Here is a 19,777-nt window from a genome sequence, read left to right as displayed (position 1 = left end):
CCTATGAGCTGAAAACAGCGATAGGTAACTCATGGGTGTGGTGACGAAAAACTTCATTTCCTTTGAATGGGATGAAAACAAGCGACTGAGCAACATCGAGAAGCACGGCATCGACTTTCCAAGGGCGGCAAGAGCACTTTCACAACCCCATCTGGAAAGTCGCTCCGATCAAAACGGGGAGTGTCGTATTCTGGCGATATGCCCGGAAACAGACGATCTCATCGCAATCATCTATACGATGCGGGGCGAGGTCTGCCGGATCATATCGGCAAGAGCGACAAGGAAAAATGAGCGAAGAACGTATCGTCAGATATTCTCTGGATGAGATCCGGGAAAAGATCGCCAGAGGTGAAGATCGCACCGATTTGGCCCGCATCGACGCCATGACCGACGAAGATATCGACCGCGCCACGCGCGACGATCCGGACTGGGCCGGCTTTGAAGACATCGACTGGTCAAAGGCCGAAGTGGTTTTCCCCACCCCCAAGCAATCGATTTCGATCCGCGTCGATCAGGATGTCGTGGACTTCTTCAAATCTACTGGCAAAGGCTATCAAACCCGCATGAATGCGGTGCTGCGCCACTATGTGAATGAGCAAAAAAAGCGGCCGGGTTGAAGACGGCAGGCCGCCATTGCGCCGGCTTCAGGCAAATTTATGGCAGTGCAACATCACCAAAAATTATGTTTTTGTAATTTGAGCGGCCCATCGCGACGATGTAAAAACAAAGCACAGTCAAAGGCAGTGCTTGAACATTCCCATAAATCTGCCGACGCCCGCAGGCACGTCCCCCGAAAAAAGCCTGCGCGGGAGAGCATTTTGATCCGCCGGAATGCATCTTCGTCGGCAGAAAAAAGGCAGGGTAGCTCCGGCTACCCTGCCTTTACTTCTCTCAAGTGGCGGAAACCTACTTCAGCAAATCCTTGACGACGCCAGAGGCCTTGGCGAAGTCGATCTGGCCGGGATAGCGTTCCTTCAGCGCATTCATGCATTTGCCCATGTCACGCAGGCCGGACGCGCCGGTCTCGCTGATGACGGCCTGGCACAGTTCGCGCACCTTTTCGGCCGGGATTTCTTCCGGCATGAATTCCTTGATGATGACGATTTCCTCGCGCTCCTGCGCGGCAAGCTCGGGTCGGCTGGCGCCTTCATAGATGGCGGCCGACTCTTCACGCTGCTTCACCATCTTGGTCAGGATCTGCATGATATCTTCATCGCTGACGGGGTCTTTTCCAACGCCGCGATTGGCGATATCGCGATCCTTGATGGCCGCCTGAATGAGACGCACGGTCGATGTACGTCGGGCATCACGAGCCTTCAGCGCATCTTTCAAAGTATTTGCGAACGTGTCGCGCAGCATTTTTCTTCTCCTTGGGAAAGCCCATTCCGCAGCTTCGCGATAGGCAAACTTTCCACCTTATTTTTCGCAACGACATAAACGAGCAACTACGCTCAAGCAAATCAATTGCATAAGCCCTTGAATCCACGGCATCTTAAATCCGCGTAAATCTTGAGCCTGCGGTTGACCGCTTGGGCTGCTTTCGTTATTTTCCGGCACCTGCACGAGATTTTAACGAAGGGTCGGAACGCGAGTTTTTCGCGCGCCCCTTTATGTCACGAAGCCTGCGACAAAAATGGCCCCTTACCCCCTGCCTTTCAAGAGGCGGGGTGCGAAGCGGCAGAAACGGAACGAGATGACCGAGACAGCGCCCTGGACTACCCGCAAACCGACCGCAATGCTTGTTCTTGCCGATGGCACGGTGATCGAGGGCACAGGCATCGGCGCAACCGGCAAGGTTCAGGCCGAAGTCTGCTTCAACACGGCGCTGACAGGTTACGAGGAAATCCTCACCGACCCGTCCTATCTCGGCCAGATCGTCACCTTCACCTTCCCGCATATCGGCAATGTCGGCACCAATGAAGAAGACATCGAAGACCTGACCCCCGCCGCCCGCCGCGGCGCTGTCGGTGTCATCTTCAAGGCCGACATCACCGAACCGTCGAACTTCCGCGCCGTCAAGCATCTGGATGCCTGGCTGAAAGCCCGCGGCGTCATCGGTCTTTGCGGCATCGATACGCGCGCGCTGACCGCATGGATCCGCGAAAACGGCGCACCGAACGCGGTCATCGCCCATGATCCGAACGGCGTCTTCGACATTGAAGCGCTGAAGGCGGAAGCCAGGGCATGGAGCGGCCTCGTCGGCCTCGACCTCGCCATCGAAGCCACCTCCGGCCAGTCTTCGACCTGGACGGAAACGCCGTGGGTCTGGAACAAGGGTTATGGTTCGCTCGGCGAAGCCGATGCGAAGTACCACGTTGTTTGCGTGGATTTCGGCGTCAAGCGCAACATCCTGCGCCTTTTCGCCGGTCTCGATTGCAAGGTGACGGTGGTTCCGGCCCAGACATCGGCGGAAGACATTCTGGCGCTGAAGCCGGATGGCGTGTTCCTCTCCAACGGCCCAGGAGACCCGGCCGCGACAGGCGAATATGCCGTTCCGGTCATCCAGAACCTCATCAACAGCGACCTGCCGATCTTCGGCATCTGCCTCGGTCACCAGATGCTCGGCCTCGCGGTTGGTGCAAAGACCGAAAAGATGCATCAGGGCCATCACGGCGCAAACCACCCGGTCAAGGACTTCACGACAGGCAAGGTGGAAATCGTCTCGATGAACCACGGCTTTGCAGTCGACGCCAAGTCGCTGCCTGAAGGCATTGAGGAAACCCACACGTCGCTGTTTGACGGCACCAATTGCGGCCTACGCATTATCGGCAAGCCGGTCTTCTCCGTCCAGCATCACCCGGAAGCATCGCCCGGCCCGCAGGACAGCCACTACCTCTTCCGCCGCTTCGTCAACTTGCTACGCGAGAGACAAGGTGAGGCAGCGCTCGCCGAGCGCTGATAGACTTTCAAAATATCCGGTAAGAATATGCGGCCCGCTATCAGCGGGCCGTTTGCATTTCGCGCTTCACCAGAATGACGAAACGTATGGTGAGCAGAACAGCCGCCGTCGAAAGGCCGATCACGAAACCGAACCAGACGCCGCGCCCGCCAAAACCGAGCGGGAAGGCCATGGTCCAGGCAAGCGCCAGGCCGATCGGCCAATAGGAAATCAGCGCCAGCATCGCTGGAATACGCGCATCCTTCAGCCCGCGCAGCAGCCCCGCCGTCACGGCCTGAATACCATCCACCAGCTGGAAGACGCCGGCGATCACCACGAGGCTGCTGGCATAAGCGAGCACTTCCGCCGCTTCCGGCAATTTTGGATCGAGGAACCATTTCGCCAGAAAGTCCGGAACGACCGCAAACAGGATGCCGCCGCAAAGGGCAATGCCGCAGGCAATGGCGTAGATCATGATCGATGCGCGAATGAGGTTTTTGAAATCGCCCTGACCACGGGCGATGCCCACGCGCACGGTTGCCGCCTGTGACAGGCCGAGCGGGATCATGAAGGCGATGGACGCCAGCTGTAGCGCGATGCCATGCGCCGCAAGCTGCACGGTGCCGATCTGCCCCATCAGGATCGATGCGGCGGCAAACAACGTCACTTCGGCAAGAATGGTAATGCTGATCGGCAGCCCGAGACGCAGCACTTCGAAAAGCGCATGCCAGTCCGGCCGCCAGAAACGCACGAAAAGCTCGTATTTCTTCGTCTCCTCACGCGTCTGCACATAGACAACGATGAAGATGAAGCTGAAGGCATTAACGATGACGGCAACGACGGCAGCGCCATTCATGCCCATTACCGGCAGGCCGAAATGGCCGAACACGAGCGCATAAGCCATCAAACCGTTCATCACAAGCATGATGATGGTGACGTAAAGAATGATGCCTGCACGACCGATGGCGCTGACAAGTCCGCGCAGCACGTAAAAAAGCAGCGCCGGCAGGAGGCCGAACTTGGCGATGGCGAGATAATGGCCGGTCAGTGCCGAAACTTCGGGGTTTTGCCCAAGATAGACCAGAATTTGCTCGGCATTGACGAATATCGGCAGAGCAAGCACCCAGTAGGCAATCGCCACCCACATGCCCATGCGCAGCGAACGGCGGGCCGCCGTCGCATCGCCCTGCCCGTAAGCCTGCGCCACCATCGGCACCACGGCCACGGAAAATCCCGAGCCAAAAATAAAGACGACGAAGAAGAACTGCCCGGCCAGCACCATGGCCGCCAGCTTTTCAGCCCCCAGCTGGCCGACGATGACCATATCAGTCGTATGGATGCCAAGCTGGGCGAGCTGCGCACCGATAAGCGGAATTCCAAGCGCAAGCGTAGCCTTGAAATGCGAAAGCCACGACCCCGATCCGGAGGGAACGGTTTCTGCAACAACCGACGAAGACATTGTAATTCACCTGAATTTTGGCCATTGCCCGCGAATTGCGCAACGGCAGCAGGGTGATGAATAAAATATTCCCTTCCTGCACGCAACCTTTGCAGCCCAATGATCAAAATTTACGCAGAATTGCAAAGCCTGCCCGCACCGACTGAAACGGCATGAACCAAAACAAATTTAGTCGAATTTTACCATTTCACTTTACCTATTAGAACATCGCGTAGTTCTTTTAAATCATAAGCTGCATGACGCAGAATATTCCCGCCTTAGAGGCATGTCTTTCCCCCCATTCTCCAAGATGACCCGACCGGGTACATCTGGTTTCAAGGACGTGTAGCTTGCCAAAAAAATCCAACCTCATGACGCGCATCCTGTTTGCGGCGTCATCATTGGTCGTCGCCGCCTTTGCGGGCTTTTCTTTCTATATCGATAGTCTTCAGCACCGGGTCACGACAGAAGCGGTGGCAGAAAACATCGATTCGTCCGGCAAACAGGCCGCACAGAGCATCGCCAACTGGCTGAACGGCCGCATCATGCTCACCGACACGGTGGCGAAAACGCTCGCCAAGCTTTCCGACGATGATGCCAAGGTGCAATTCCTGCAGAACGACGTGCTGACCGCACAATTCATGTCCACCTATTTCGGCAATGCCGAAAACGGCGTCTTCACGACATTCCCTAAAACATCGCTGCCGGAAGGTTATGATCCGCGCAAGCGCCCCTGGTATCTGGATGCGGTGAAAGCCGGCAAGCCGGTGTTGACCGAACCCTACAACGACGCATCGACCGGTGGTCTCATCATCACTGCCGCTATTCCGGTCTCCATCGACGGCAAACTGGCCGGCGTAACAGGAAGCGATTTCTCGCTGGAATCACTGGTGACGATGATCAAGTTGGTGGATGCTGGCACGGACGGTTATGCCTTCCTCGTCAGCAAGGATGGCAAGATCCTTATTCATCCCGATCCGAAATTCGTCGACAAGCCGCTGACCGATCTTTTCAAGGTCAACACACCGACAATTTCCTCGGCAATTTCCCAGACCGAAATTGACGGCAAGGGCAAGATCACCAGCTTCATCCCGGTTGCCGGCCTGCCTTCGGTCGACTGGTATCTCGGCTTCGTCGTCGATTCCGATGTCGCCTACAGCGCAATCGGCCAATTCCGGCTGGCGGCGACAATTGCCACGGTTCTTGCCGCCGCAATCATGATCGCGCTGCTTGCAACCGTGCTCTCCCGTTTCATCGTCCGCCCCGTCACGCAGATGACCTCGGCCATGGAAGGCCTTGCGGCCGGCAATCTCGATGTCGCCATTCCCGGCCAGGAACGCAGCGACCAGATCGGCTCGATGGCCGCAGCGGTCGCCGTTTTCAGATCGAACGCCATGGAGCGCCTGCGCCTTGAAGGTGACGCGGAACAGAACCGCACGCTTTCCGAACAGGAACGCAGCGACCGTGAAAGACTGACGGCAAAAGAAGCGGCGGACATCCAGTTCGCAGTCGACTCGCTGGCCAAGGGCCTGACGCATCTTTCGAACGGTGATCTCAATTACCGTATCGACACGCCGTTCGTGAGCCGCATCGACCGGCTTCGCGACGATTTCAACAATTCCGTCGCCAAGCTGAACGTCGCACTCAGCACCGTCGGCCAGAACGCACTGGCAATCGACGCCGGGGCCGGAGAAATCCGTCAGTCCGCCGACGATCTGGCGCGGCGCACCGAACAGCAGGCGGCTTCCGTGGAAGAGACGGCGGCAGCACTCGAGGAAATCACCACGACGGTCAAGGATTCCGCCCGCCGGGCAGAAGAAGTCGGCCGTCTGGTCGACCGCACGCGCAACAATGCCGAACAGTCCGGTGTCATCGTCGGCGACGCCGTTCGCGCCATGGAAGGCATCGAAAAATCATCGTCCGAGATCAGCAATATCATCGGCGTGATCGATGAGATCGCCTTCCAGACCAACCTGCTTGCACTGAACGCCGGCGTGGAAGCCGCCCGTGCCGGTGAGGCCGGCAAGGGTTTTGCCGTCGTCGCGCAGGAAGTCCGCGAGCTCGCCCAGCGCTCCGCCAATGCGGCAAAAGCGATCAAGACGCTGATCAACGCCTCGACATCGCAGGTTCAATCCGGCGTCGATCTCGTCGGTAACGCCGGTAAGGCGCTGGAAACCATCGTGCGCGAAGTGCAGGAAATCAACCGCCACATCGACGCCATCGTCACATCCTCGCGCGAACAGTCGACAGGGCTTCAGGAAATCAACACCGCCATCAACACCATCGATCAGGGCACACAGCAGAATGCCGCCATGGTCGAAGAACAGACAGCGGCAAGTCATGGGTTGGCTTCGGAAGCGGCAGCGCTCAACGATCTGCTGGCCCAATTCCAGCTCGCCACGGCAACCCGGCGGCAGGCGGAATATGGGCGTGCGGCCTGAAGGCCAAAAACGGAAAAGCCTACAATCAAAATGGCCGGAGCGATCCGGCCATTTTTTTGTCCACCCTCATAATAGCCGGTTCCCGCCACTCACACGATCCGCTAGAGCTGGATCGATCATGATTTTCGGAGGGATCTATGCTGGAACTGATTTGGCGCGGCATTGCCATGGGCATTGGCGGCACGGTGTTTATGGATATATGGGCGATTGTGCTGCACCGGTTTTTCGGCCAGTCAGCGCCGAACTGGGCGCCGGTCGGCCGCTGGTTCTGGCATGTGCCGAAGGGCAAAGTGTTTCACGACAGCATCGCCACGGCCGCACCTTACGAGCATGAACTGGCGCTCGGCTGGATTTCGCACTACGCCGTTGGCATCCTCTACGGCATCATTCTGGCGCTGGTGGTGTCGGCTGCCTGGTTTGCGAACCCGTCCTTCATCCAGCCATGGATCGTCGGCATCGTCACGGTCGGCGCGGGCTGGTTCCTGCTGCAGCCGGGTCTTGGCATCGGCTGGGCGGCATCGAAAACGCCGAATCCCACCAAGGTCCGTGTTCTCAACCTCATTGCGCACACCGTTTTCGCACTCGGCATGTATGCCGTGGCGCTTTTGATGCGCTAAATAAAAAAAGGGGGCTGAAAAGCCCCCTCATCTGTTTCATTCTCAGATATTCGCCGAGAAGGTGTCGCAATCTTCGACACGGCCGTTCTGGAAACCGCGCTTGAACCATTCCATGCGCTGCGCCGAGGTGCCGTGGTTGAAACTATCAGGCACCACATATCCTTGCGTCTGTTTCTGCAACGTGTCGTCACCGATCTGGTGGGCGGCGTTGAGCGCTTCCTCGAGGTCGCCGGTTTCCAGAATGCCCTTCTGCTCGGTGAACTTGCCCCAGATACCGGCATAACAATCGGCTTGAAGCTCCACACGCACCGACATCTTGTTGGCGTCCGCCTGGCTCATGGACTGACGGCGACGGTTGAATTCCGGCAGAACGCCGGTCAGGTTCTGGACGTGATGGCCCACTTCATGCGCAATCACGTAAGCCTGCGCGAAATCGCCGGAAGCGCCGAAACGCTTGTCCAGTTCATTGAAGAAGCTGGTGTCGAGATAGACCTTGCGGTCACCCGGGCAATAAAACGGACCGCTGGCCGCCGAAGCAGAACCGCAGGCAGACGATACCTGGCCGGAAAACAGCACCAGCGTCGGTTTCTGATAGGTCTCGCCGGCGGACTGGAAAATGCCGCTCCACGTATCTTCGGTCTCGGCCAGCACGGTGCGCACGAAAGCCGTCGTCTCATCGGACGATTGGCCCTGCGGACGCGTGCCGGACTGCTGGGTTCCGGATTGCTGCTGTGTCGTGCCACCGCCATCCAGTGAAATATCGCCGCCTGAAAGCAGCGTCAGCGGATTGATTCCAAGCACCCAGCTGATCAGGAGGATGACCAGAATACCGCCGATACCAAGACCACCGCCGCGACGCCCGATCGGTACGCGCATCCCACCTCGGGAAAAGGGATCGTTGCCAGAAGGCCCCGAACCCGCCGACATGCCGCGCCGGTCCTCAATATTGTCCGACTGGCGACGCCCTCTCCATTCCATACTATTCTCCCGGCGAACGTCGCCTCAACAAGCTGCCTTATAACGGCACTATAATACATCTTGTTCCGGAAGAAAGCTTGGCCCGCTCAGACTGTTCTCCTTCTTTGCCTGATGACGGTCAGAAGCAGGACGGCAAAAACGAAAATGCCGGCGGAAAGGGTGGCAAAACCCGCCTTGCCGTCAGCGAAAACAACCTCATGCATGATACGTCCCGGAACGAAGGTGAAGCCGCCAGCAATCACGATGCCGCCGAGATAAACGCTTTGCATGATGCGCATATGGCGTCTGATATCACCACGGCGCGCAAAATAGACCGATTGCAGACAACCATATATGGTGAAGATGGACAGCAGGTGGATCGGGCTGAAACCATAAAACATCCTGAGTTCATGGATGAAGAAGGTTGAAATTGATGTCATGACCATCAGCGCCACCCAGATCTTGCCCAGCAGCCGATGGATGGCGGTGCCCTTGGGTCGCAGAAAGACAAAGGCCCCGAAAAGGGCGGCGGGAACGACGGTGAAGACATGAAATTGCACGGCAAGCGGTGCGTCTAGCAAAGGCTGGAGTGACATGGCTTTCCTGTCTGGCCCGGTTGAAATCACCGGCAATTTCGGCAAAACATGCACGAAAGAAAAATGGATTGGCGTCAATCGCAGGAAAACTTCGTGGATCACCCCTATCTGCAATCCACGCTTCGTGAAATGCACGCCATCCTGCAGTCCCGCAGGCTGTGGCTGACATTCCTTGCGATACTGGCGATCTTCATCCTGACCGGACCTTTCGGAACGAGCGAAACCATGAGCTTCGCCGACCGGCTGCTTTACTGGACCATCGTTCAGACTGGGGCCTGGGCAATCGCCATAGTCTTCTCCATTGTCGCCAATGCCATCCTTGCAGCTCGTATAGAAAGCATGCTGGCGCGAATGATGATCGGCTCGCTGCTAGCGTCTTTGCCGATCGGTTTGTTGCTCGGCCTTACGAACCACACCTTTTACGACAAGCAACTCGGCTTCCTCTCCATTCTTAAAAGCAGCCTCACCGCCCTGCCGCTCTGCGCGATCTTTTGTCTGCTGAGTTATCTCACCGCCCGTCAGTCTCTCCAGACGACGGCCGAGACACATGATGATGCCGGTCGCAAGGAGACAAACACCGCAACGCTGCTGGAGCGGCTACCCCCGCAAAAGCGTGGAGAACTGCTGCGGCTGTCCGTAGAGGATCATTACACCGAGGTGGTGACGACCAGAGGACGTCAACTGGTTCTGCTGCGTTTTGCCGACGCCATGAAGGAAATTGGCAATACGCAGGGCTTGCAGGTACACCGGTCCCACTGGATTGCAGACGCAGACGTCGCCTCACTGCGCAAACATGCAGGCCGTCTGCATCTCATAACAGGGGACGGCACGGAAATTCCCGTCAGCCGCTCCTATAATGCCGCGGTACAGGCCCGTTTCTCCGCCCATGGCCCTAACCGTTAAGAGTTTCTGTCGATTCCGGAATTTATGGGGTTCCGTTCTCAAAAACATTTGCCTATAAGCCGCTTCTAGCCTGAAAACTTTGAATTGCGCGCCCCGGCCGGTGATCTTTCACCCTGGCTGGTGTTTTGCGCAACCAAAACGCGGAACGAGAGAGCCATGCCCAAGCGCCAAGATATCAAGTCCATCCTCATCATTGGCGCAGGACCGATCGTCATCGGTCAGGCATGTGAGTTCGACTATTCCGGCACCCAGGCCTGTAAGGCGCTGAAGGAAGAGGGTTACCGGGTTATTCTGGTGAACTCCAACCCGGCGACGATCATGACCGATCCGGGCCTTGCCGACGCAACCTATGTCGAGCCGATCACGCCGGAAGTCGTGGCCAAGATCATCGCCAAGGAGCGTCCGGACGCGCTTTTGCCGACCATGGGCGGCCAGACCGCGCTCAACACCGCGCTTTCCCTGAAGCGCATGGGCGTTCTCGACCGCTACAATGTGGAAATGATCGGCGCAAAGCCCGAAGCCATCGACATGGCCGAAGACCGTGCGCTCTTCCGCGAGGCGATGATGCGTATCGGCCTTGAAACGCCGAAATCGATGCTGGCCAACGCCACCGAAATCAAGGATGCCGACCGCAAGACCCATGAGGCGGCGCGCGCTGAGCTGAAGGCAAAGCTTTCCGGCCCGGAACTCGACAAGGCGCTGGACGATCTCGAAAACCAGTGGAACCTTGGCGAGACCGACCGCAAGCAGCGCTACATGGCGCATGCAATTGCCATTGCCGCCCAGGCCATCGACCATGTCGGCCTGCCCGCCATCATCCGCCCATCCTTCACGCTCGGCGGCACCGGCGGCGGCATTGCTTACAACCGCTCGGAATTCTTCGACATCGTCTCGGGCGGTCTCGACGCCTCGCCGACCACCGAAGTGCTGGTCGAGGAATCGGTGCTCGGCTGGAAGGAATATGAGATGGAAGTGGTCCGCGACACCGCGGACAATTGCATCATCATCTGCTCCATCGAAAACATCGATCCGATGGGCGTCCACACCGGCGACTCGATCACCGTTGCGCCAGCGCTGACGCTGACGGACAAGGAATACCAGATCATGCGCAACGCCTCGATTGCGGTGCTGCGCGAGATCGGCGTGGAAACCGGCGGCTCGAACGTGCAGTTCGCCGTCAACCCCAAGGACGGCCGCCTCGTCGTCATCGAAATGAACCCGCGCGTCTCGCGCTCGTCGGCGCTGGCGTCCAAGGCGACCGGCTTCCCCATCGCCAAGATCGCCGCCAAGCTCGCCATCGGCTACACGCTGGACGAACTGGAAAATGACATTACCGGCGGCGCGACGCCCGCCTCGTTCGAGCCGTCCATCGACTACGTGGTCACTAAAATTCCGCGTTTCGCCTTCGAGAAGTTCCCCGGCGCTTCGCCGATCCTCACCACCGCCATGAAGTCGGTCGGTGAAGTCATGGCCATCGGCCGCACCTTCGCCGAATCGCTGCAGAAGGCGCTGCGCGGCATGGAAACCGGCCTGACCGGTCTCGACGAGATCGAAATCCCCGGCTTTGAGGAAGGCGAAGGTTCCAAGAACGCCATCCGCGCCGCCATCGGCACGCCCACGCCGGATCGCCTGCGCATGGTCGCACAGGCGCTGCGCATGGGCATGACGGCAGAGGAAGTCCACGAAAATTCGAAGATCGATCCGTGGTTCATCGCTGAGATCAAGGCAATCGTGGATATGGAAGCCCGCATCCGCGAGCACGGCCTGCCGCAGGACGCCGAAAACCTGCGCATGCTGAAAGCCATGGGCTTCTCCGACGCCCGCCTTGCTATTCTGACGGGCAAGCGCCCGAAGGAAGTGGCCGAACTGCGCAACAGCCTCAACGTTCGCCCGGTCTTCAAGCGCATCGACACCTGCGCCGCCGAATTCGCTTCGCCCACCGCCTATATGTATTCGACCTATGAAACGCCCTTCGTCGGTGTGGCCCGCTCGGAAGCACAGGTTTCCGATCGCAAGAAAGTCGTCATCCTCGGCGGCGGCCCGAACCGCATCGGCCAGGGCATCGAGTTCGATTATTGCTGCTGCCACGCCGCCTTCGCGCTGAAGGATGCCGGTTTCGAAGCGATCATGATCAACTGCAACCCCGAAACGGTGTCCACCGATTACGACACCTCCGACCGTCTCTATTTCGAACCGCTGACGGCCGAAGACGTGATCGAGATCCTGCGCGCCGAACAGGAAAAGGGCGAGCTGGTCGGCGTCATCGTGCAGTTCGGCGGCCAGACGCCGCTGAAGCTCGCCGAAGCGCTGGAAAAGAACGGCATCCCGATCCTCGGCACAGCACCCGATATGATCGACCTTGCCGAAGACCGCGACCGCTTCCAGAAGCTGCTGATGAAGCTCGATCTCGCCCAGCCGAACAATGGCATCGCCTATTCGGTCGAGCAGGCTCGCCTCGTCGCGTCTGAAATCGGCTTCCCGCTGGTGGTGCGCCCGTCTTACGTTCTGGGTGGCCGCGCCATGCAGATCATCCATTCGGAAGGCCAGTTGCAGACCTACCTGCTCGACACCGTTCCGGGTCTCGTGCCGGAAGATATCAAGCAGCGTTACCCCAACGACAAGACCGGCCAGATCAACACCCTGCTCGGCAAGAACCCGCTTCTGTTCGACAGCTACCTGACCAACGCCGTCGAAGTCGACGTCGATGCGCTCTGCGACGGCGAAAGCGTCTTCGTTTCCGGCATCATGGAACATATCGAAGAGGCCGGCATCCATTCGGGCGACTCGGCCTGCTCGCTGCCGTCCCGTTCGCTCAGCAAGGAAACCCTTGACGAACTGGAGCGCCAGACGACGGCGCTTGCCAAGGCGCTGAAGGTCGGCGGCCTGATGAACGTGCAATATGCCATCAAGGACGGCACGATCTACGTTCTCGAAGTCAATCCGCGCGCCTCGCGCACCGTGCCTTTCGTCGCCAAGACCATCGGCGCGCCGATCGCCAAGATCGCCGCCCGCGTCATGGCCGGCGAGAAGCTCGATGCGGCGATTGCCGCCTATGGCGAAAAGCCCGATCCGCGCAACCTGAAGCACATTGCCGTCAAGGAAGCCGTCTTCCCCTTCGCCCGCTTCCCCGGCGTCGATATTCTGCTTGGACCAGAAATGCGCTCGACGGGTGAAGTCATCGGCCTTGACACGGATTTCGCACTGGCCTTCGCCAAGAGCCAGCTCGGTGCCGGCGTCGACCTGCCGCGCTCCGGCACGGTGTTCGTTTCGGTGCGTGACGACGACAAGGATCGGGTTCTGCCCGCCATCCGCATTCTGGTGGAAAGCGGCTTCAGGGTGCTCGCAACCGGCGGCACGCAGCGTTTCCTTGCCGAACAGGGCATCAACGCCGAAAAGATCAACAAGGTGCAGGAAGGCCGTCCGCATATCGAAGACGCCATCCGCAACCGTCAGGTTCAGCTCGTCATCAACACCACCGACAGCAACAAGGCGATTTCGGACAGCAAGTCGCTGCGCCGCGCGACGCTGATGCAGAAGGTGCCCTACTACACGACGATGGCCGGCGCAGAAGCAGCCGCCCTTGCCATCAAGGCACTGAAGGCCGGCAATCTCGAAGTGAAGCCGCTGCAGAGCTATTTCCAGTAAGCAGCCTGCGTGAGAAATCCGCGGATTGAATACTGAATGAAAACGAAACGCCGCAGGTCGCAAGATCTGCGGCGTTTCGCATTGCGTAATCCCCCTGCAATCCGTTTCCGGTATCAAAAACGCATCATTCCCACGTGAGGTCCGTGATGCCCTTATCCATTGCCGAAACACCGTCGCCGGCCACCGGCGGATATGCGCTTGCCCGCATGATCGCCGGCATTTCCGCGCCTATCGACACAACCCCGATGATCAACACCGAAACCTTGCGGGACTGAAGCTATGGCAGGACGTCCGCCGGGACCGGAACGGGTGGCTTTTCCGTTGCGGATCGAACCCGCAATATTGAACGTGATCAGGAACACCGCCAGCGGCGAATTGCGCAGTATCAATGCCCAGATCGAGATCTTGCTCAAGGAAGCCCTGCACCATCGCGCCGCGGCGGATGAAGTGAGCGAGCCGCGAGGCTAGGCCGCAAGCGCCTCGCGCACGCAGTTGCGCCCTTCGCTCTTGGCGCGGTAGAGGGCGCGATCCGCCATTTCCGCCAGCGTCTGGAGGTCGCAGCGCATCTCGCCGGTGGTCGCGACGCCAATGCTGATCGTTACGCCGACGCGCAGCCCACCACAATCGACGTCATTGACCGCAACCGCATTGCGAATACGCTCGCCGATAACAGAGGCTTTCTGACCACCCGCACCCGGCAGGAAGATGATGAACTCCTCACCACCGTAACGCGCCAGTACATCGCCGCCGCGTATGCTGCCGCCGATGCGTTTTGCCACTTCCTGAAGGACACTGTCGCCAACGGCATGGCCAAAACGGTCGTTGATCGATTTGAAGTGATCGATATCGAGCAGCATGGCCGCATCGGCGGGATCGGGTGCCGCAGGCATGGCCTGGAAAAAGAACCGGCGGTTCTTGACGCCGGTCAGCGGATCGGTGTTGGCGAGAACCAGCAATTTCCGTTCGGACCGCTCGGCTACCAGCATCATCACGAACAGCGCGATGGCGAAGTTCAACATGATGATGAAGAAAAACGCATTGACCAGATTGATGGTGGCATAGTCCGGGAAGAATATGCTTTTCACCACGGATAGCGAAATCAGACCGGAAATGCCGGTGATTGCGCCGAGCGCCAGACGGGAGAGAAGCCGCTCCTTGCGCCACCTGGCGAAAAGCCCACCCGCGCCCGCAAGATAGGCGAGAGCCGCGCAACCATTGAAAAGAGCCGCACGATACGCATTGTTTTCAGCCACCTGCAGCGCGACGACAATCGCCAGCAGCGCGACAAGACAGAGGGCGACCACCGTCCGCCGGCCCACAGGGCGTCCGTCGCTCAAAACTTTCAGACCGAGCCAGATCAGCGCATAACCAATAATGCCGAAAACGACACTGCCGAGCTGCCATAAAGCCGGTGACATTATCCCCCATTCGCCGTAACCGGCGAGTGTGGAGCCAATAGTCATGGCTGCAAAGCCGGCGGCAAGAGCAACCGGGCCACGCAATCCACGATTTGACAACTTAAGATAGATGAAACTCAGCAATCCCACAATATAAGAGCATTTTTGCATCAGTATGACTGTCGTGAGGTCGAGTTCACCCAACATGATATGTCCACGCAATAAATAAATAAAACCGATTCAATTATCATCGATAAGTATAAAATTTCAATAAAAATACCGAACCAAAAAATAGTAAATTATATTCATAAAAGTAAAAGAATAGTACAATATTTTCATAAATTAATAAAACAATCTATTCGAATAATCTTATAAACTCCATATCCTTTTTGAAGAGCAGAATTTCCGCCTCTTTCACCCGCGCATCCGGCAGGCGCAGCAGATAGGATGGATGCACCGTGACAAACAGCGTTCGCCCTTCCTGCATGGGAAGAGCGCGGCTCCGAACGTCGGTGACTTTCTCCTTGCCACCGGTCAGCGCATAAAGCGCCGTCGCACCCATGGCGACGATGAGCTTCGGCTGCACCAGTGCAATTTCCTGGTTCAGCCACCAGCGACATTGCTGCACCTCACCCGCATCCGGCCGCTGGTGAATACGCCGCTTGCCACGTGTTTCATATTTGAAATGCTTGACGGCATTGGTGACGTAAAGCCGCCTGCGATCCACGCCGATCTCGCCGAGCGTCCGGTCAAAGAGCTGACCAGCAGGGCCGAGGAAAGGTTTTCCGGCAAGATCTTCGTGATCGCCAGGCTGCTCGCCGACGATCATGACATCAGCATCCTGCGGCCCCTCGCCAAAAACAGTTTGCGTCGCCTTGCAATGCAGCGGGCACCGCGTGCATTGGCTTGCCTGCCGCCTCAGAGAGGCAAGCGAATCTTCCGGTTCCGGCGACAGGACCTCCTCCCGTGCCGCGGCGGCAACGGCTTGCAGGCGGTGGTGAAACGGCTGCGGCTGGGTTGCGGCCTTGGCCGCCATATCAAGCACCCGCGCCTCCGCCCCCAGAATGAGGCCGGGAATGAGATCCGCTTCCGGCAGGTTCTTCCAGTATTTTTTCGGCATCTCCGCCGTCATCGCCTTGATCTTCAGGCGGGCCGGATTGAATATATTGGCATAATAGGTCCGCCAGAGATCGTCCGTCTCGTCTGCCAAATCGGGTTTGGCGGCGGCCTCCCGCGATGTTTGCAGCACGCTTCCATCCCATCGCGCAAAGCCTTTCGGCGTCGCGATCAGCCAGTCCATGTCAGTGAACCTCCGCTGGAAAAACGGGGCCTCGCGCTCGACAATGAAATGATCCGGCTCGAACCAGGCGGCGAAGCGCCGTCGCCCGCCCTGCCCCTGCGGTAAGGGTAACTCCTTGAAACGAACGAAGGCTGTCATCTTGTGACAGTCACGACGGACGGATTTTTCGAGCAATCGCGCTTGTGAAACATCCGGATCGGACTTGAACTGCAGCAGAGCCCGATCCTGCCTAAGCCGCCACAGCAGCCGGTAGAGTAGCGCGAAACGGCCCTTTTCGCTGTGGCAGATCACCGCCTGCGCCAGTGCCACGAAGGCGGCCGGAACGGAAACCTGCGTTTCACCAGCCTTGGGCGTCGGCAACGGCTCACCGGCAAAATCCAGCAGTCCCGCCTCATCGTCCCGTAGCCGCCAGTCAATCGCCTCCGGCGGCACATCGGCGGCAAGCGCCGAACGCGCCGCATCACGCCACTCGCCAAAATCGCCCCGTCCTTCCAGAACCGGGCCGTACATCACAACAGCGACAACTGTTCGGGCTGTGGCGCAAACATCGCCCGCAGATCCGGCCGTTCAGTCAGTTTGCCCGGCGTCCAGCCATCCGCGACGATAAAGGCCTTCACCTTTTTCAGGGACACCCCAAAACGGGCAACATCCTCCAGCCGTACCCGCCGAAACCGCCGTGATGACAGGATGGAAGCGACCGTCTTGGTGCCGAAACCGGGCACGCGCAGCAGCATTTCCCGATCCGCGGCATTCACATCCACCGGAAAACGGTCGCGATTTTTGAGCGCCCATGCCAGCTTTGGGTCGATATCGAGATCGAGCATGCCATCGCCGCCGATCGCGGTTATTTCGCCGATGTCAAAACCGTAAAAACGGTAAAGCCAGTCCGCCTGATAAAGCCTGTGCTCACGCATCAAGGGCGGCTTGATCAGCGGCAGGTTTTTCGAGGAATCCGGAATGGGGCTGAAGGCCGAATAATAGACGCGCCGCAGACCATAACTGCCATAAAGCCGGGCGCTGGTGGAGAGGATGGTGCTGTCGTCAGCGCCGTCAGCCCCGACGATCATCTGCGTGCTCTGCCCGGCGGGCGCGAAGCGCTTGGTCCGGCGCGTCCGCACCGTCGGCTCGCCCGCCTCCTCGATCTTCAGACGGATATCGGCCATGGAGCGGCGAATATTGGCAGGCTGCTTTTCCGGCGCAAAGCGACCAATACCGCTATCGGTCGGCAATTCGATATTGATCGACAGCCGGTCCGCGTAGAGCCCCGCCTCCTCTATGAGCTTCGGCGACGCTTCAGGGATCGATTTCAGATGGATATAACCGCGAAAGCCATGCGTAACACGCAGTTCCCGCGCCACGCGCACCATCTCTTCCATCGTATGATCCGAGGAGCGGATAATGCCGGAGGACAAAAACAGCCCCTCGATATAGTTGCGCCGATAGAACTCCAGCGTCAGCCACACCACCTCCTCGGCGGTAAACCGCGCCCGCTCGACATTGCTGGAAGAGCGGTTGATGCAATAGGCGCAATCATAGATGCAGAAATTGGTGAGCAGGATTTTCAGGAGTGAGATGCAGCGCCCATCCGGCGCATAGGCATGGCAGATGCCCGACCCCTCCGTTGAACCCAGTCCGCCTGATACTGCGGAGTTGCGTTTCGTCGTGCCGCTGGAGGCGCAGGACGCGTCATATTTCGCCGCGTCGGAGAGAATGGCAAGCCGTTGCCTGATTGACTTCTTCATAATAATGTTCACTATATGTTCTATTGAAAAATGTCAATCATGTCGACTAAGCCAATGAATAATTGCGGAAATTTCACCGGCTCAAATTTGCTGGCATTTCGCTGTCCTCTTCTGATATAGTCGGCTCAGTTTTGATTTTGGCATGGTTCCGGAGTTCCTCTCCGGAACCTGTTTCTTTTTGTGTCTGCAAGTAAAGCGACCGGAATGCGAAGGATAAAAAAATGGTAGAAAAAGTACCGATGACTCAGGGTGGATTCGTCAAGCTGCAGGAGGAGCTGCGCGTTCGCCAGCAGGAGGAGCGTCCCCGTATCATCGAGGCAATTGCGGAAGCGCGCGCCCATGGCGACCTTTCGGAAAATGCCGAATACCACGCTGCCAAGGAAGCCCAGAGCCATAATGAAGGCCGCATCACTGAACTCGAAGACCTGACCGCGCGCGCGGAAGTCATCGACCTTTCCAAGATGTCCGGCTCCAAGATCAAATTCGGCGCCACCGTCAAGCTGGTCGACGAGGATAGCGACGAGGAAAAGACCTACCAGATCGTCGGCGATCAGGAAGCCGATGTGAAGGCTGGCCGCATTTCCATTTCCTCGCCGATTGCCCGCGCCCTCATCGGCAAGGAAGTCGGTGACAGCATCGAAGTCAACGCACCGGGCGGCGCCAAGGGTTACGAAATCCTCGCCGTACAGTGGGGCTGATTGCTCTCGCAGGCCATGCATCCTCTCGGATGCATGGCGCTCTGACGCGCTGAAGCCAATTAGCCGGAACAACGGAAGCTCATCTTGCCCCACGTCAGTCTGAAAGATGTGCAGGTGCTTGCACCGAACTTCAAGCGCAGGCTCTCCGGCGTTACCTCCACCATCGTTCAGCTCATTCCTGTGCAGAACCGGCTGGGACAGAAAGTGGCCGTCATCGGCCCCGGCCTGCCGCCACATCTGCCGCATGTGCGTTTCCGCGATCTGTGGCGTCTCTGGCAAAACGGGCCGTTCGGCGGCCCCCGCATCTGGCACGCCCGCCGCAATCTTGAAATGCTGCCGGGCATTTTCATGCGCGATGTATTGCGCATGAAGATAAAGCTGCTCTTCACCTCGGCCGCGCAAAGACGGCATTCCGCCTATACCCGCTTTCTGATTTCGAAGATGGACGCGGTGGTCGCAACCAGCGGCCGTTCCGGCTCGTTTCTGGAAGTCCCACATAGCGTCGTGATGCATGGCGTCGACACCGATCTGTTTCATCCGGCGGAAGGCCCCGAGGACACGATCGCCTCAACGGGCCTGCCGGGACACTATCTGATCGGCTGCTTCGGACGCGTGCGCCACCAGAAGGGCACCGATCTCTTCGTGCGCGCCATGATCGAGCTTTTGCCCGCACACCCTGAATGGACGGCCGTGGTTTCGGGCCGCGTGACGGCGGAACACAAGGCCTTTGGTGACAAGCTCCAGGCCGATGTCGCGGCAGCCGGCCTTTCCGACCGCATCGTGTTTCAGGGCGAAGTTGATGACATCAAACCCTGGTACAGACGGCTGACGCTCTATGTCGCGCCGTCGCGCAACGAGGGTTTCGGCTTGACGCCGCTGGAAGCCATGGCCTCGGAAACATCAGTCGTTGCCAGCAATGCTGGTGCCTACGAGGAAATGATCGTCAAGGGCAAGACCGGCATGGTGGTCGAAGCGGGCGACTATGAATCGCTCAGGGATGCGATGAAGCCCTATCTTGCCGATCCGGCTCTGGCCAAGAGCCATTCACTCGCCGGGCTTGCGCATGTGCGCACCGCATTCCCGCTGGAAAAAGAGGCGACAAGTCTCGGTGCGGTCTATGACGCGCTACGGCGCGGATAACGCTCAGCAAAGCAGTTGCAAAGCC

18 protein-coding genes are annotated in these 19,777 nt (G+C 58.5%); 11 read left to right on the top strand and 7 right to left on the bottom strand.

Annotated features, from left to right (window positions below):
- Positions 1-31: 31 nt before the first annotated feature.
- Together FCH38_RS08010 and FCH38_RS08005 are read left to right on the top strand one after the other, a co-directional pair.
- Complete coding sequence (locus FCH38_RS08010; protein WP_174373428.1) at positions 32-325, top strand: BrnT family toxin; 294 nt, start codon at positions 32-34, stop codon at positions 323-325.
- Positions 288-617, top strand: coding sequence for a BrnA antitoxin family protein (locus FCH38_RS08005; RefSeq protein ID WP_149900097.1), 330 nt, complete (start codon positions 288-290; stop codon positions 615-617). Before FCH38_RS08010 ends, FCH38_RS08005 begins: the two co-directional genes overlap by 38 nt.
- A gap of 289 nt (positions 618-906) precedes the next feature.
- Here FCH38_RS08005 and FCH38_RS08000 read toward each other — a convergent pair whose 3' ends face one another.
- Positions 907-1,359 carry a GatB/YqeY domain-containing protein gene (locus FCH38_RS08000; RefSeq protein ID WP_149900096.1) on the bottom strand — a complete coding sequence of 151 codons (453 nt, stop codon included), beginning with the start codon at positions 1,357-1,359 and terminating at the stop codon, positions 907-909.
- Positions 1,360-1,693: 334 nt separating this feature from the next.
- On the opposite strand from FCH38_RS08000, the gene carA reads away from it, so the two are divergent.
- A complete protein-coding gene (gene carA, locus FCH38_RS07995; protein WP_149900095.1) occupies positions 1,694-2,899 on the top strand; it encodes a glutamine-hydrolyzing carbamoyl-phosphate synthase small subunit in 1,206 nt (401 codons plus the stop codon).
- 40 nt (positions 2,900-2,939) lie between these two features.
- On the opposite strand, the gene FCH38_RS07990 is transcribed toward carA, so the two are convergent.
- A complete protein-coding gene (locus tag FCH38_RS07990) occupies positions 2,940-4,337 on the bottom strand; it encodes an MATE family efflux transporter (protein WP_174373427.1) in 1,398 nt (465 codons plus the stop codon).
- 329 nt (positions 4,338-4,666) lie between these two features.
- On the opposite strand from FCH38_RS07990, the gene FCH38_RS07985 reads away from it, so the two are divergent.
- Positions 4,667-6,757 (top strand): methyl-accepting chemotaxis protein, encoded by a 2,091-nt coding sequence (locus tag FCH38_RS07985; RefSeq protein ID WP_174373426.1) that lies wholly within the window; start codon positions 4,667-4,669, stop codon positions 6,755-6,757.
- A gap of 137 nt (positions 6,758-6,894) precedes the next feature.
- Positions 6,895-7,374, top strand: a complete 480-nt coding sequence (locus FCH38_RS07980) for a DUF2938 domain-containing protein (protein ID WP_174373425.1) — start codon at positions 6,895-6,897, stop codon at positions 7,372-7,374.
- A 42-nt stretch (positions 7,375-7,416) separates the two neighbouring features.
- On the opposite strand, the gene ypfJ is transcribed toward FCH38_RS07980, so the two are convergent.
- Positions 7,417-8,352, bottom strand: coding sequence for a KPN_02809 family neutral zinc metallopeptidase (gene ypfJ, locus FCH38_RS07975; protein WP_153515002.1), 936 nt, complete (start codon positions 8,350-8,352; stop codon positions 7,417-7,419).
- Between the two features lie 86 nt (positions 8,353-8,438).
- Entirely contained in the window at positions 8,439-8,927 is a 489-nt protein-coding gene (locus tag FCH38_RS07970) for a DUF2306 domain-containing protein (RefSeq protein WP_174373424.1), read from the bottom strand.
- A 48-nt stretch (positions 8,928-8,975) separates the two neighbouring features.
- Between FCH38_RS07970 and FCH38_RS07965 the strand changes: the two genes are divergently transcribed.
- The 4 genes from FCH38_RS07965 to FCH38_RS07955 all read left to right on the top strand — a co-directional run bounded on the left by FCH38_RS07965 (position 8,976) and on the right by FCH38_RS07955 (position 13,943).
- Positions 8,976-9,830, top strand: coding sequence for a LytTR family DNA-binding domain-containing protein (locus FCH38_RS07965; protein WP_174373423.1), 855 nt, complete (start codon positions 8,976-8,978; stop codon positions 9,828-9,830).
- Between the two features lie 156 nt (positions 9,831-9,986).
- A complete protein-coding gene (carB, locus tag FCH38_RS07960; RefSeq protein ID WP_174373422.1) occupies positions 9,987-13,475 on the top strand; it encodes a carbamoyl-phosphate synthase large subunit in 3,489 nt (1,162 codons plus the stop codon).
- A gap of 146 nt (positions 13,476-13,621) precedes the next feature.
- Entirely contained in the window at positions 13,622-13,750 is a 129-nt protein-coding gene (locus tag FCH38_RS23555; protein ID WP_256368011.1) for a hypothetical protein, read from the top strand.
- Between the two features lie 4 nt (positions 13,751-13,754).
- Positions 13,755-13,943 (top strand): hypothetical protein, encoded by a 189-nt coding sequence (locus FCH38_RS07955; RefSeq protein WP_149900087.1) that lies wholly within the window; start codon positions 13,755-13,757, stop codon positions 13,941-13,943.
- On the opposite strand, the gene FCH38_RS07950 is transcribed toward FCH38_RS07955, so the two are convergent.
- The 3 genes from FCH38_RS07950 to FCH38_RS07940 all read right to left on the bottom strand — a co-directional run bounded on the left by FCH38_RS07950 (position 13,940) and on the right by FCH38_RS07940 (position 17,914).
- A complete protein-coding gene (locus tag FCH38_RS07950; protein WP_174373421.1) occupies positions 13,940-15,079 on the bottom strand; it encodes a GGDEF domain-containing protein in 1,140 nt (379 codons plus the stop codon). The genes FCH38_RS07955 and FCH38_RS07950 overlap by 4 nt on opposite strands.
- 148 nt (positions 15,080-15,227) lie before the next feature.
- Positions 15,228-16,682 (bottom strand): UdgX family uracil-DNA binding protein, encoded by a 1,455-nt coding sequence (locus FCH38_RS07945; protein ID WP_174373420.1) that lies wholly within the window; start codon positions 16,680-16,682, stop codon positions 15,228-15,230.
- Positions 16,682-17,914 (bottom strand): putative DNA modification/repair radical SAM protein, encoded by a 1,233-nt coding sequence (locus tag FCH38_RS07940; protein WP_174373419.1) that lies wholly within the window; start codon positions 17,912-17,914, stop codon positions 16,682-16,684. Before FCH38_RS07940 ends, FCH38_RS07945 begins: the two co-directional genes overlap by 1 nt.
- A 221-nt stretch (positions 17,915-18,135) precedes the next feature.
- On the opposite strand from FCH38_RS07940, the gene greA reads away from it, so the two are divergent.
- Together greA and FCH38_RS07930 are read left to right on the top strand one after the other, a co-directional pair.
- Positions 18,136-18,612 (top strand): transcription elongation factor GreA, encoded by a 477-nt coding sequence (greA, locus tag FCH38_RS07935; RefSeq protein ID WP_149900083.1) that lies wholly within the window; start codon positions 18,136-18,138, stop codon positions 18,610-18,612.
- A gap of 84 nt (positions 18,613-18,696) precedes the next feature.
- On the top strand, positions 18,697-19,752 hold the full coding sequence (locus tag FCH38_RS07930) for a glycosyltransferase family 4 protein (protein WP_174373418.1): 1,056 nt from the start codon (positions 18,697-18,699) through the stop codon (positions 19,750-19,752).
- Positions 19,753-19,777: the final 25 nt, after the last annotated feature.

The organism is Agrobacterium tumefaciens (assembly GCF_013337285.1).
GTDB classification, from domain to species: Bacteria; Pseudomonadota; Alphaproteobacteria; order Rhizobiales; family Rhizobiaceae; genus Agrobacterium; species Agrobacterium burrii.
Note: the sequence above shows the minus strand (reverse complement) of the source record. Positions and strands in the feature narration are given on the sequence as shown.

What these genes read in the sequence shown, in the direction of transcription:
- FCH38_RS07970 (WP_174373424.1), bottom strand. Translation starts at nt 8,927, where the DNA reads ATGTCACTCCAGCCTTTGCTAGACGCACCGCTTGCCGTGCAATTTCAT.
- FCH38_RS23555 (WP_256368011.1), top strand. Translation starts at nt 13,622, where the DNA reads ATGCCCTTATCCATTGCCGAAACACCGTCGCCGGCCACCGGCGGATAT.
- FCH38_RS07945 (WP_174373420.1), bottom strand. Translation starts at nt 16,682, where the DNA reads ATGTACGGCCCGGTTCTGGAAGGACGGGGCGATTTTGGCGAGTGGCGT.
- carB (WP_174373422.1), top strand. Translation starts at nt 9,987, where the DNA reads ATGCCCAAGCGCCAAGATATCAAGTCCATCCTCATCATTGGCGCAGGA.
- FCH38_RS08005 (WP_149900097.1), top strand. Translation starts at nt 288, where the DNA reads ATGAGCGAAGAACGTATCGTCAGATATTCTCTGGATGAGATCCGGGAA.
- ypfJ (WP_153515002.1), bottom strand. Translation starts at nt 8,352, where the DNA reads ATGGAATGGAGAGGGCGTCGCCAGTCGGACAATATTGAGGACCGGCGC.
- greA (WP_149900083.1), top strand. Translation starts at nt 18,136, where the DNA reads ATGGTAGAAAAAGTACCGATGACTCAGGGTGGATTCGTCAAGCTGCAG.
- FCH38_RS07990 (WP_174373427.1), bottom strand. Translation starts at nt 4,337, where the DNA reads ATGTCTTCGTCGGTTGTTGCAGAAACCGTTCCCTCCGGATCGGGGTCG.
- carA (WP_149900095.1), top strand. Translation starts at nt 1,694, where the DNA reads ATGACCGAGACAGCGCCCTGGACTACCCGCAAACCGACCGCAATGCTT.
- FCH38_RS08000 (WP_149900096.1), bottom strand. Translation starts at nt 1,359, where the DNA reads ATGCTGCGCGACACGTTCGCAAATACTTTGAAAGATGCGCTGAAGGCT.
- FCH38_RS07950 (WP_174373421.1), bottom strand. Translation starts at nt 15,079, where the DNA reads ATGTTGGGTGAACTCGACCTCACGACAGTCATACTGATGCAAAAATGC.
- FCH38_RS07980 (WP_174373425.1), top strand. Translation starts at nt 6,895, where the DNA reads ATGCTGGAACTGATTTGGCGCGGCATTGCCATGGGCATTGGCGGCACG.
- FCH38_RS08010 (WP_174373428.1), top strand. Translation starts at nt 32, where the DNA reads ATGGGTGTGGTGACGAAAAACTTCATTTCCTTTGAATGGGATGAAAAC.
- FCH38_RS07940 (WP_174373419.1), bottom strand. Translation starts at nt 17,914, where the DNA reads ATGAAGAAGTCAATCAGGCAACGGCTTGCCATTCTCTCCGACGCGGCG.
- FCH38_RS07955 (WP_149900087.1), top strand. Translation starts at nt 13,755, where the DNA reads ATGGCAGGACGTCCGCCGGGACCGGAACGGGTGGCTTTTCCGTTGCGG.
- FCH38_RS07965 (WP_174373423.1), top strand. Translation starts at nt 8,976, where the DNA reads ATGCACGAAAGAAAAATGGATTGGCGTCAATCGCAGGAAAACTTCGTG.